Below are 12519 nucleotides of genomic sequence, written 5' to 3' on the forward strand. Positions count from 1 at the left end.
CACGCGCCGCCCTCTCATCTCCCGATAAAGGCCGCCAGCTCGTCAGGCGTCCCCATCGGAAAGGCTTCTTTCATGAAGTCGAGGAAGGCGGATACGCGCGCACTCAGGAGCCGGCGTGATGGATAAAGCGTCCACAGCGCGATCTCCGGTCCCTCGATATCGCCCCAAAGCACCAGCGTGCCCGCAGCGAGGTCGTGACTGACCAGTGACACTGGCAGGCGCGTAGCGCCGACGCCGGCCCGGACCGCATCGCGGACCATGATGAGCGACGACAGGCGGAGGACTGGATCAATCGCAATGCGCGATTGTCCGCGTGGCGTTGTCACGTCCCAGCTTGTTAGCTGATCGCCCGCGCCGCGCATGACGGCCGGCACGGCGATACCGTCCCTCGGTGGTTTCAGGTCCGGGCTCGCCACCACCACCAGCCGATCGCGCAGAAAGATTCGTCCGACAAGGCTGTCATCTGGATCGGGATTGACCCGAATGACGAGGTCATAGCCTTCCTCCACCATGTCGACGGAGCGGTCTTCCGTCGTGACCTCAAGACGGATCTCCGGATATCTGAGCGCGAACCCGGCCGCGAGGTTTCCCATTGCAGTCTGCGAGAACAGCATAGGCGCGCTGATCCGCAAGCTGCCGCGCGGGCTGTCGCCGCCCGAAGCGATCGCCGCCGCCGTCTCATCAAGCTCGGTGAGCAACGCCCCGGTGCGCTCGTAAAGGGCGCGTCCTTCCTGCGTAAGTTTCAGGGTGCGCGCTCCCCGTTCGAACAGGCGGAGGTCGAGCGCGGCTTCCAGCTCCGCGACCCGCCGCGACAGGGTGGCTTTCGGGCGGCCGGCGGCCCGTGCGGCCCGTCCGAACCCGCCGTGCCGGGCGACGAGATTGAAATCGGCGAGTGCGAGCAGGTCCATTGTTCCACCAGTGAGACAGTCTGTCCAGATATAGCGGCTATCGGTCCGAATGTGGATCAGTAATTTCCGGGATGTCTTCTGACCCCAACCCCGGAGTGATCCCCATGACCATCCTCGTTACCGGCGCAACCGGCACCATCGGCCGCCACGTCCTCGAGCAGCTCGTCAAGCGCGGTGCCGATGTCCGTGCTCTCGCCCGCGATCCTGCCAAGGCAAACCTCCCGGCAGGCGTCACCGTCGTGCAGGGCGATCTGCTCGACGTCGACTCGATCCGCAGCGCATTCAAGGGCGTCTCGACCCTGTTCCTGCTCAATGCAGTGGTGCCGGATGAATTCACGCAGGCACTGATCGCGCTCAACCTGGCCCGCGAGGCTGGCGTCGAGCGGGTCGTCTACCTCTCGGTGATCCACAGCGATCGCTACGTGAACGTCCCGCACTTTGCCGGCAAGTTCGGCGTCGAGCGGATGATCGAGCAGATGGGCTTCAACGCCACCATCCTGCGCCCGGCGTACTTCATGAACAACGACGTCACGATCAAGGACGTGGTGACCGGATACGGCATCTATCCGATGCCGATCGGGAGCAGGGGGCTCGCCATGATCGATGCGCGCGACATCGGCGAGATCGCCGCCATCGAGCTCGTCCGTCGTGAGCGCGCCGCAACACCGCTTCCGCTCACGCGCATCAATCTCGTCGGTCCTGATACGCTCACCGGCGCGAAAGCCGCCGCCGTCTGGTCGGAGGTGCTGGGACGCACGATTGCCTATCCCGGTGACGATACCGCCGGCTTCGAGAAGAACCTCAGGCAGTTCATGCCGAGCTGGATGGCTTATGACATGCGGCTGATGAGCGAGCGTTTCCTCACCGAGGGAATGGTCCCCGAGGCCGGCGACGTCGAGCGTCTGACCGCGCTGTTGGGCCGTCCCCTGCGCTCCTATCGCGACTTCGTCTCCGAGATCACGGCCACTGCCTGACGGCAGGGGCACGTCCCCATCACGACAACGAGGACTCCTATCATGACCTCTTCAATCGCCACTGTTCCGGTGAATCCGGAAGGCGCAACGAAGATATTGGTGCTTGGAGCGACCGGTGCCACCGGTCGCCTGATCGTCAACCAGGCGGCGGCGCGGGGCTACGACGTCACCGTGCTGGTGCGCTCCGCCGGCAAGGCAAGTGACATCACGGGGGCGAAGCTCATCGTCGGAGATGCCCGCGATGAAACAGCCCTGCGCGAAGCCCTCAAAGGCCGTGAGGCCGTAGTCAGCGCGCTGGGTACACCGGTAAGCCCGTTCCGCGAGGTGACGCTGCTCTCGACCGCGACGCGCGCGCTCGTGAGCGCGATGAAGGCCGAGCAGGTCTCGCGGCTGGTTTGCATCACGGGAATGGGCGCCGGCGACAGTGCCGGGCACGGCGGCTTTGTCGCCGACAACGTGATCTTTCCGCTTCTCCTGAAGAAGGTGTACGCCGACAAGAACCGGCAGGAGGCGATCGTCAGAGACAGCGGGCTGGACTGGGTCCTGGTTCGCCCCTCGATCCTCAATAACAAGCCCGGCCGCGGCTCGGTCCGGGCGCTGACGGATCTTTCGGGCTTCCATGGTGGCAGCATCGCGCGCGAGGACGTTGCTACATTCGTGCTGGATCAAGTGCGCGCCGATACCTGGCTGCATCGGTCTCCGCTGATCACGTGGTGACGCTTTGCGTGGCTAAAGCCCTGATCAGCGCGCGTGCAACATCGCAAGCAGGACCACGACGACGCAGGCGAGCGCCGCCGTGGTCAATTTCCAGAACATCAGCGGGCTGCGCTCCAAAAGCGGCGTGATCCGCGTGTCGAGATAGGCCGGATTGGGCGTGCGAAGCTCGAAGACGAATTCGGACAGATCCTCGTGCCGCTTGTAGGGATCCGGATGGAGCGCACGTCTGAGCGCGCCGTCGACCCAGGCAGGCACGTTGCTGTCGTCGTCGGCCGGGCGATATTTGAGCCTCCGCACGTCCGCCTTGCGCCGGATCCTGGCGATTTGCGTGCCATAGGGAAGCTTTCCCGTCAGCATCTGGTAGCAGATCACGGCCAGCGAAAACATGTCCGAGCGCGGCGAGCCGCCCTGCCCAAGAAAATATTCCGGCGCCGTGTACTGGACCGTTCCCAGAATTTCGTCGGCCTCGTCCTGTGGCGCTGCCTCCGCGACGCCTGCCACCTTCACCGATCCGAAGTCGATGATCTTCGCGGTGCCGGTCTTGTCGATCAGGATGTTGTCGGGCCTCAAGTCCTGATGCAGCATCTCCATGCGGTGGAAGGCGCGCAGGCCCGCGGCGATCTGCTCAACCAGTCCGCGGACGGTTTCGAGATCGGGGCGCGGATTGTCTGTCATCCATTGCCGCAAGGTCTGACCTTCGACGAATTCGGTCGCGACATAGAGATAGCCACGCCGTTTCGACTGCGACAACGGCTTCAGCACATGCGGGCTGTCGATCCGGCGCGCGATCCACTCTTCCATCAGGAAGCGCTTCAGGTAGGCGGCATTGTCGCGCAGATCGATCGACGGAAGCTTCAGCGCGACCGGCTCCTCGGTCACCGCGTCGACAGCAAGGTAAATATGGCTGCGGCTGCTGGCGTGGATTTCGCGGACGATCCTGTAGCCGTCGAAGATCGCCCGCGGCTCCGGCAGCGGGGGAAGCGGCAGCTGGGAGGTCTGGTTGAAGATGCCGGCCGGCTCGCGCTGCGGCACTGCATCGATGCGGAGGATCTGGACCGTGATGTTGTCGTCGCTGCCGCGCCGGTAGGCTTCCTCGACGATCGCCTTCGCCGCTCCGTCGAGCTCGGCTGCATGCTCGCTGAGCGCGTTCGTGATGAAACGCGCGTCGACGAATTCATAGGCGCCGTCGGTCGCCAGCAGGAAGGTGTCGCCAGTCTCGATCTCGAAACTCTGGTAGTCGATTTCGAGTTGCGGATTGATGCCGAGCGCACGGCCGAGATAGGTCTGCTCCGAGGACACAATGATCCGGTGATCGTCGGTCAGCTGCTCGAGCGCCTTGCCCGCCACGCGGTAGACGCGACAGTCGCCGACGTGGAAGATGTGCGCGGTGGTCGCCTTGATGACCATGGCGCTCAGCGTGCAGACATAACCCTTGTCGCGGTCATAGGCATATTGGCTCTTGCGCGTCTGCGCGTGCAGCCAGGAATTGGTCGCATCCAGCACGCGGCGGGCGGAGGTCTTCACCGTCCAGGATTCCGACGTGCAGTAATAGTCCATCAGGAAGCTCTTGACCGCCGACTCGCTGGCGATCTGGCTCACCGTGCTGCTCGAGATGCCGTCGGCGAGGACGGCCGCAATGCCCTTCAGGCTGAGCATCGGCTCGTCCGGAACGAGGACGCCGTGAAAATCCTGGTTGATGGGCTTGCGACCCTTGTCGGAATGTTGGCCGACCGAGATCTGAAGTCCGCGGGTCATCGTCATCACCGGCAAAGGAGAGCCTCACCCTGATCGGGCAAGGCTCTCCTGTCGAGACGTTGTTTGCTCAGGCCGCGACGCGGGGCGACGAGGCCTTGCCCGCCTGGCGCTTCGGCTGGGTCAAGACGTGCGTGGCGTAGAGGGTCATGCCGGTGAAGGCGAGGCCGCCGACGAGATTGCCGAGCACGGTCGGGATCTCGTTCCAGATCAGATAGTCCATGATCGAGAATTTCGCGTGCAGCATCAGGCCGGAGGGGAACAGGAACATGTTCACGACGGAATGTTCGAACACCATGTAGAAGAACACCAGGATCGGCATCCACATCGCGATGACTTTGCCGGGGACCGAGGTGGAGATCATGGCGCCGACGACGCCGGTCGAGACCATCCAGTTGCAGAGCATTCCGCGGATGAACAGCGTCGCCATGCCGGCCGCGCCGTGCGCGGCGTAGCCGAGCGTGCGGCCTTCGCCGATATTGCCGATCGCCGTGCCGACCTTGTCCGGATCCTGGGTGAAGCCGAAAGTCGTGACGAAGGCCATCATGAAGGCCACCGTCAGGGCGCCTGCGAAATTGCCGACGAAGACGAGGCCCCAGTTCCGCAGCACGCCGCCGAAGGTGACGCCCGGGCGCTTGTCGATCAGGGCGAGCGGGGAGAGCACAAACACACCGGTCAGGAGGTCGAAGCCCAGCAGATAGAGCATGACGAAGCCGACCGGGAACAGCAGCGCGCCGATCAGCGGCTGCCCCGTGTTCACGTTGATCGTGACGGCGAACCATGCCGCGAGCGCCAGGATAGCGCCGGCCATGTAGGCCCGGATGATGGTATCCCGGGTGGACATGAAGACTTTGGACTCGCCCGCATCCACCATCTTGGTGACGAATTCCGAAGGCGCGAGATACGACATCAATGGTTCCTTTGCTTCCTGGTGAGATCGACACACTCTGCGTGAGCGCGACTGAACATCATTGGCCGTGCGGGCTGGTTGCCGCGCGTAAGCCGGAGAGATTTGGAAGCTCTGGGAATCGCGTCACGAGGATGAAGCCGGGAGGGCCGCGAAGCAGGTGAGCTTCCGTGCTGCAGCCGCCTGAGGCTGCAGCATTGCGGTCGAGCCGCAGTCTTCGTTGACGCGAACTCAAATGCAAGTTGCGTGCCGTGCGCCTGGCCTATAAGAACCCAGCGATATCAAGAAGATACGACTTTTCCTGACCGGCTTTTGCGGGCCGAGTGGCCTGTTGCTTAAGCGGCTGCACAAGACTTGTGCGCCGCACAAATGTTGGGCAGGCCGCAAATTTCACGAGCGGGACAGGCCTGCGACAGACTAGCGCGGCCTAAATAAGCTATTGATATCGATTTGTTTTCGGCTGCGTCACGCTTGGCATGAAGCTTGAATAGTTCCAAGCCGACGCCATTGAAGCCGTCCCGCGAGACTTCTCATCCGAATTGCCGACGCCACCAGACGGGGGTCTCCCCGTCGCGCGTTCGCATGCGCTGCTTCAGGCGTCGCCGGACGGACGGGCTGCTCGTGTGCACTGACACAATCATTCTGCAACGACGCAAAGGACGATACCGCCTATGACCAAGCGCACCCGCCGGCCGTCGGACACTGGCCTCAGCCGCCGTCAATTGTTGAAGGCCGCCGGCTCGACCGCCGCACTCCTGGCCGCCGTGAAGCTGAATTTCCCAGCCGGCGCTTTCGCGCAGGACGCCGGTCCGGAGGTCAAGGGCGCCAAGCTTGGCTTCATCGCGCTGAGCGATGCCGGCCCCTTGTTCGTCGCCAAGGACAAGGGCCTGTTCGCCAAATACGGCATGCCCGACACCGACGTGCAGAAGCAGGCCTCCTGGGGCACCACGCGGGACAATCTCGTGCTCGGCTCCGAAGGCAACGGCATCGACGGTGCGCATATCCTGACCCCGATGCCGTATCTGATCTCGGCCGGCAAGGTGACACAGAACAACCAGCCGACGCCGATGTACATCCTGGCGCGGCTCAATCTCGACAGCCAGTGCATCTCCGTTGCCAGCGAATATGCCGACCTCAAGCTCGGTGTCGATGCGTCCACCTTCAAGGCGGCCCTGGAGAAGAAGAAGGCTTCCGGCAAGCCCGTGAAGGCGGCGATGACCTTCCCCGGCGGCACGCACGACCTCTGGCTCCGCTATTGGCTTGCCGCCGGCGGCATCGATCCGGACAAGGACATCGAGACCATCGTGGTGCCGCCTGCGCAGATGGTGGCCAACATGAAGGTCGGCACGATGGACTGCTTCTGCGTCGGCGAGCCCTGGAATCTGCAGCTGATCCACCAGAACATCGGCTATACCGCGATCACGACCGGCGAGCTCTGGAACAAGCACCCGGAAAAATCCTTCGGCATGCGCGCCGCCTTCGTCGATAAATACCCGAAGGCCGCGAAGGCGCTGCTGATGGCGGTGATGGAAGCGCAGCAGTGGTCGGACAAGGCCGAGAACAAGGCCGAGCTTGCCGCCATCATGGGGAAGCGGCAGTGGATGAACTGCCCTGTCGAAGACGTACTCGACCGCACCGCCGGCAAGTTCGACTACGGCCTTCCGGGAAAGGTGGTCGAGAATTCGCCGCACATCATGAAGTATTGGCGCGACTTCGCCTCCTATCCGTTCCAGAGCCACGACCTCTGGTTCCTCACCGAGGACATTCGCTGGGGCAAGTACGAGGCGAATTTCGACACCAAGGCGCTGATTGCCAAGGTCAACCGCGAAGACATGTGGCGCGACGCGGCCAAGACGCTCGGCATCGCAAGCGCAGAGATCCCGACCTCCACCTCGCGCGGCAAGGAGACCTTCTTCGACGGCAAGGTGTTCGATCCGGAAAATCCGGCTGCCTATCTGAAGTCGCTCGCGATCAAGCGCGTCGAAGTCTGATGGAGCCAGCGGCCGCCTCCGGGCGGCCGCATCGCCTTTTGCAGCCGGAGAAATATTGCGATGAACATGCCCGCCACCAAGATCGAGGTTGAGACCGCGAAGCCCGCAAGCGCTGCCGCGCCGGTCGTCGCGATGACACCGAAGCGGCCGCCGCGTTCGGAGACTTACGCGCGGATGGCGCGGGAGACCGCCGTGCGCGTCATCCCGCCGCTGGTCGTGATCGCGCTCTTGCTTCTGGTGTGGGAGCTGGTCTGCCGCCGCGCCGGCTCGGCACTGCCGCCGCCGTCGAAGGTGTTCAAGGACACGAAGGAGCTGATCCTCGATCCGTTCTTCGATCACGGCGGCATCGATAAGGGGCTGTTCTGGCACCTCTCCGCTAGCCTCCAACGCGTCGCCTTCGGCTATTCGCTCTCGGCGATTGCCGGCATCGCGCTCGGCGTGCTGGTCGGGCAATCGGTCTGGGCGATGCGTGGGCTCGATCCGCTGTTCCAGGTCTTGCGCACGATCCCGCCGCTGGCCTGGCTGCCGCTGTCGCTCGCCGCGTTCCGCGACGGCCAGCCCTCGGCGATCTTCGTCATCTTCATCACCTCGATCTGGCCGATCATCATCAACACCGCGGTCGGCATCCGCAACATCCCGCAGGATTATCGCAACGTCGCCGCGGTGGTGCAGCTTAACCCGCTCGAATTCTTCGCCAAGATCATGATTCCGGCCGCCGCGCCCTATATCTTCACGGGGCTTCGCATCGGCATCGGTTTGTCCTGGCTCGCGATCGTCGCCGCGGAAATGCTGATCGGCGGCGTCGGCATCGGCTTCTTCATCTGGGACGCCTGGAACTCCTCGCATATCAGCGAAATCATCCTGGCGCTGTTCTATGTCGGCATCATCGGCTTCGTGCTCGACCGCCTGATCGCGGGTGCCGGCAAGATCGTCACCCGCGGCACCGCGCTGAACTGAAGGGGAAGCACATGACCGCTTATCTGAAGCTCGACCACATCGACAAGATTTTTACCCGCGGCGCTGCCTCCACCGAGGTGCTGAAGGATATCAATCTCACCATCGAGAAGGGCGAATACGTCTCGATCATCGGCCATTCCGGTTGCGGCAAGTCGACCCTGCTCAACATCATCGCAGGCCTGACCAACGCCACCACCGGCGGCGTGCTGCTCGAGAACCGCGAGGTGAACTCGCCGGGACCGGATCGCGCGGTGGTGTTCCAGAACCACAGCCTGTTGCCGTGGCTGACCGTGTACGAGAACGTCAGGCTCGGCGTCGACAAGGTCTTCGCCAAGACCAAGAAGCGCGCCGAACGCGACGCCTGGGTCATGCACAATCTCAACCTCGTGCAGATGGCCCATGCCAAGGACAAACGGCCCTCGGAAATCTCCGGCGGCATGAAGCAGCGCGTCGGCATTGCCCGCGCGCTGGCCATGGAGCCGAAAGTGTTGCTGCTCGACGAGCCTTTCGGCGCACTCGACGCACTGACCCGCGCGCATTTGCAGGATTCGGTGATGGCGCTGCATCAGAAGCTCGGCAACACAATTTTGATGATCACCCACGACGTCGACGAGGCGGTGCTGCTGTCCGATCGCATCGTCATGATGACGAACGGGCCGAGCGCGCGCATCGGCGAGGTGCTGGAGGTGCCGCTGGCGCGCCCGCGCAAGCGGCTCGAGCTCGCGACCAACACCACTTACTTGAAGTGCCGGCAGCGCGTGCTCGAATTCCTCTATGAGCGTCATCGCTTCGTCGAGGCCGCGTAAACGCGTCACCAACAGGTGCTGACGCAACGCCTAATTTTGAATCATCAAGCTCAATCCTTGTGCGCCGCACAGGGATTGAGCGAATCGCAAAATTTGCGTGCGAAATAGTGCTGCAAAAATTCGGAGCACTCCGAACAAGCTCCTGAATTTCCTGCGTTTCCGGAATGCGCGCAGTTGGCACGGAAATTGAAGCACCAACCGCGACGCCAACGACGACGTCCCTCAACATCATCAATCAGCATCGTAACTCGCCACCGGGGTGAAGCCTCGGAGCGCGCCTCCGTGGCCGGAGGCTGAGCCTGCAACGACGCAGCGGTGAGCCTGGAAGGGATTTTGCAATGACGAAGAGTCCGACTGGTAATCAGACTTGGATTTCAGACTGGCGCCCCGAAGATGAGGCGTTCTGGAATGCGACTGGCAAGACTATCGCGCGACGCAACCTGATCTGGTCGATCGTGGCCGAACATATCGGATTTTCGGTCTGGCTGATCTGGAGCATCGTCACCACCAAATTGCCGCAGGCGGGCTTCCACTACACCACCGACCAGCTGTTCCAGCTCGTCGCGGTGCCCGGACTGATCGGCGCGTTGATGCGCTTTCCCTACACCTTCGCGGTGACGACCTTCGGCGGCCGCAACTGGACCATCTTCAGTGCGGCGATCCTGTTCATTCCGACGCTCTCGCTGGCCTATTTCGTCGGTCAGCCCGGCACGCCGTTCTGGCTGATGCTGCTGATTGCTTCGACCGCCGGTCTCGGCGGCGGCAATTTTGCCTCCAGCATGACCAACATCTCGTTCTTCTTCCCCGACCGGATGAAGGGCTGGGCGCTGGGACTGAATGCAGCCGGCGGCAATATCGGCGTCTCCAGCGTGCAGCTCCTGACCCCGATCCTGATGACGCTCGCCGTCATCAATCTGTTCCAGGCAACGCCTGTCGATGGTGTCTTTCTTCAGAATGCCGGCCTGATGTGGGTGCTGCCGATCGCGATCGCGGTCTTCGGCGCGGTGTTCTTCATGAACAACCTGACCACGGCCAAGTCGTCGATCAAGAACCAGCTCGCCGTGGTCAAACGCAAGCACACCTGGATCATGGCGTATCTCTATATCGGCACGTTCGGCTCCTTCATCGGCTACTCGGCGGCATTTCCGCTGCTGATCAAGACCCAGTTCCCGCAAGTCACGATTGCGATCGCGTTCCTGGGACCGCTGGTCGGTTCGTTGTCGCGGCCGCTCGGCGGCTGGCTTGCCGACAGGATCGGCGGCTCGGTGATCACGTTCTGGAATTTCATCGTGATGGCAGGCGCCACGATCGGCGTGCTCTATTTCGTCGGGCACAAGGATTTCATCGGCTTCCTGTCGATGTTCCTGGTCCTGTTCGTGACGACGGGAATCGGCAACGGTTCGACCTACCGCATGATCCCCTCGATCTTCCGCGAGCAGAATTTGTTCAGGGTGCGCGGCAAGGGCGATGCGGAGCGCGCGCTCGCCTTGAAGACGGCGAGCATCGAGAGCGGTGCCGCGGTCGGCTTCATCGGCGCGGTCGGCGCAGTCGGCGGCTATCTGATCCCGACCGGATTCGGCAAGTCGATCGCGCTGACCGGCGGCCCGCAGCTCGCGCTCGCGATCTATCTCGGCTTCTACGCCTCCTGTCTCGCGCTGACCTGGTGGTTCTATCTGCGTCGCAGCCCGCAAGGTGAGGGCGCCTCAAGCCTCGCCGGCGCGCGAGTTTAACACTTGGTACGAATCTCGCTTCTCCCCGTACGCGGGGAGAAGCTTTGCCCGACAGTTTGACAATGAACCTGGTTCGCAATGGCGCGCACCAAGGCAAACCCAACAGGCAGGAGAACATCATGACGCCAGAACAGATCACCCTCGTCCAACAGAGCTTTGCCAAGGTCGCGCCGATTTCCGCGCAGGCCGCGGTGCTGTTCTACGATCGCCTGTTCGAGGTGGCGCCGTCCGTGCGCGCGATGTTTCCCGAGGACATGACCGAGCAGCGCAAGAAGCTGATGGGCATGCTCGCCGCCGTCGTCGGCGGTCTGTCGAACCTGGACTCGATTCTTCCCGCGGCCTCGGCGCTTGCGAAGCGTCACGTCGGCTACGGCGCCAAGGCCGAGCACTACCCGGTGGTCGGCGCGACCTTGCTGTGGACCCTGGAGAAGGGCCTCGGCGAAGCCTGGACGCCCGAACTGGCTACCGCCTGGACCGACGCCTACGGCGTATTGTCCGGCTACATGATTTCCGAGGCCTACGGCGCACAGCCGCAGGCCGCCGAATAGGAGATGCGTTGTGAGTGAACCGCTGGTCATCGTCGGTAACGGTATGGCGGCCGCGCGTCTGGTCGACGAGCTCGCCAAGACCTCGCTCGGCCGCTACGCGGTCGCCGTGATCGGCGAAGAGCCGCGGCTCGCTTACAACCGCGTTCTGCTCTCCTCCGTGCTGGCCGGCGAGACCGGCTCGCACGAGATCGAGCTCCGGCCCGCCGACTGGTGGCGCCATCGCGGCGTCACGGTGCGCTACGGCTATCGCGTCACCGAGATCGACACCGGCCGACGCGAGCTCAAGATCGAAGGCGAAGAGAGTATGGAATACTCCAAGCTCGTGCTCGCCGTCGGCTCGACGCCGCTGCGGCTCAACGTGCCCGGCGCCGACCTTTCCGGCGTGCACACCTTTCGCGACACCCGCGACGTCGATCTGCTGCTGACGCTCGCTGCCGCCAGGAAGCGCGTCGTCGTGGTCGGCGGCGGTCTGCTCGGACTCGAAGCGGCTTACGGCCTCGCCAAGGCCGGAGCGCCCGTGACGCTGCTGCACCTGATGGACCGGCTGATGGAGCGCCAGCTCGATGCCCCCGCCGCCGACCTGCTCAAGACACTGGTCGAGCGCAAGGGCATTCGCATCCTGCTCAATGCATCCACAGCCCGCATCCATGGCGAGGGTCATGTCGAAGCGGTCGAGCTTGCCGACGGCAGCCGCATCGAGGCCGATGCCGTGATCTTCGCCGCCGGCATCAGGCCCAACATTGCGCTCGCAAAGGACGCCGGCATCGCCGTCAATCGCGGCATCGTCGTCAACGATGAGATGCAGACGGCGTCACCCGATATCTACGCGCTCGGCGAATGCGCCGAGCATCGCGGCACCTGTTATGGCCTGGTCGAACCCGCCTACGAGCAGGCACGCGTGCTGGCGCGACACCTTGCCGGCCGTCCCGCGGCCTATCAGGGCAGCGTGGTCTCGACCAATCTGAAGGTGTCGGGCGTCAGCGTATTTTCCGCCGGCGACTTCATGGGCGGGGAGGGCAGCGAGAGCCTCGTGTTGTCAGACCGCAGGCGCGGCACCTACAAGAAGCTCGTCATCGCCGAGGGCCGGCTCACTGGCGCTCTGTTGATCGGCGATACCGTCGATGCGCTCTGGTATCTCGAACTGATCCGCAATCGCGAAAAGGTGGCGGCCATCCGCGTCGACATGATATTCGGCCGCGCGCTCGCGCGTCCCTCCAAAGCGGCTTGAT

General features: G+C 63.4%; 11 protein-coding genes. 8 read left to right on the forward strand and 3 right to left on the reverse strand.

All coding sequences use genetic code 11. The features are described 5' to 3' along the window. Nucleotides 1–14: 14 nt before the first annotated feature. The gene (locus tag AC0L3K_RS14665; RefSeq protein WP_473366251.1) at nucleotides 15–908 is read right to left on the reverse strand and encodes a LysR family transcriptional regulator; all 894 of its coding nucleotides are present in this window, start codon (nucleotides 906–908) and stop codon (nucleotides 15–17) included. Nucleotides 909–1012: 104 nt separating this feature from the next. Here AC0L3K_RS14665 and AC0L3K_RS14670 point away from each other — a divergent pair, with 104 nt between their 5' ends. Further along, a complete protein-coding gene (locus tag AC0L3K_RS14670; RefSeq protein ID WP_473366252.1) occupies nucleotides 1013–1882 on the forward strand; it encodes an SDR family oxidoreductase in 870 nt (289 codons plus the stop codon). A 42-nt stretch (nucleotides 1883–1924) separates the two neighbouring features. Then, on the forward strand, nucleotides 1925–2599 hold the full coding sequence (locus tag AC0L3K_RS14675; protein WP_354201808.1) for an NAD(P)-dependent oxidoreductase: 675 nt from the start codon (nucleotides 1925–1927) through the stop codon (nucleotides 2597–2599). Nucleotides 2600–2623: 24 nt separating this feature from the next. Here the strand turns inward: AC0L3K_RS14675 and AC0L3K_RS14680 are convergent, their stop codons facing one another. Together AC0L3K_RS14680 and AC0L3K_RS14685 are read right to left on the reverse strand one after the other, a co-directional pair. After that, nucleotides 2624–4360 (reverse strand): bifunctional protein-serine/threonine kinase/phosphatase, encoded by a 1737-nt coding sequence (locus AC0L3K_RS14680; RefSeq protein ID WP_473366293.1) that lies wholly within the window; start codon nucleotides 4358–4360, stop codon nucleotides 2624–2626. A 61-nt stretch (nucleotides 4361–4421) separates the two neighbouring features. Next, nucleotides 4422–5261 (reverse strand): formate/nitrite transporter family protein, encoded by an 840-nt coding sequence (locus AC0L3K_RS14685; RefSeq protein ID WP_007593957.1) that lies wholly within the window; start codon nucleotides 5259–5261, stop codon nucleotides 4422–4424. Between the two features lie 668 nt (nucleotides 5262–5929). On the opposite strand from AC0L3K_RS14685, the gene AC0L3K_RS14690 reads away from it, so the two are divergent. The 6 genes from AC0L3K_RS14690 to AC0L3K_RS14715 all read left to right on the forward strand — a co-directional run bounded on the left by AC0L3K_RS14690 (nucleotide 5930) and on the right by AC0L3K_RS14715 (nucleotide 12518). Further along, the gene (locus AC0L3K_RS14690; protein WP_007593955.1) at nucleotides 5930–7249 is read left to right on the forward strand and encodes a CmpA/NrtA family ABC transporter substrate-binding protein; all 1320 of its coding nucleotides are present in this window, start codon (nucleotides 5930–5932) and stop codon (nucleotides 7247–7249) included. Nucleotides 7250–7309: 60 nt separating this feature from the next. Continuing rightward, nucleotides 7310–8206, forward strand: a complete 897-nt coding sequence (gene ntrB, locus AC0L3K_RS14695; RefSeq protein WP_007593954.1) for a nitrate ABC transporter permease — start codon at nucleotides 7310–7312, stop codon at nucleotides 8204–8206. 11 nt (nucleotides 8207–8217) lie between these two features. Then, nucleotides 8218–9012, forward strand: a complete 795-nt coding sequence (locus AC0L3K_RS14700; protein WP_007593952.1) for an ABC transporter ATP-binding protein — start codon at nucleotides 8218–8220, stop codon at nucleotides 9010–9012. Nucleotides 9013–9350: 338 nt separating this feature from the next. Further along, a complete protein-coding gene (locus AC0L3K_RS14705) occupies nucleotides 9351–10742 on the forward strand; it encodes an MFS transporter (RefSeq protein ID WP_473366253.1) in 1392 nt (463 codons plus the stop codon). Between the two features lie 119 nt (nucleotides 10743–10861). After that, nucleotides 10862–11290 carry a globin family protein gene (locus AC0L3K_RS14710; RefSeq protein WP_007593949.1) on the forward strand — a complete coding sequence of 143 codons (429 nt, stop codon included), beginning with the start codon at nucleotides 10862–10864 and terminating at the stop codon, nucleotides 11288–11290. 10 nt (nucleotides 11291–11300) lie between these two features. Continuing rightward, the gene (locus AC0L3K_RS14715) at nucleotides 11301–12518 is read left to right on the forward strand and encodes an NAD(P)/FAD-dependent oxidoreductase (RefSeq protein ID WP_473366254.1); all 1218 of its coding nucleotides are present in this window, start codon (nucleotides 11301–11303) and stop codon (nucleotides 12516–12518) included. Nucleotide 12519: the final 1 nt, after the last annotated feature.

Source organism: Bradyrhizobium sp. MI1.10 (assembly GCF_055811035.1).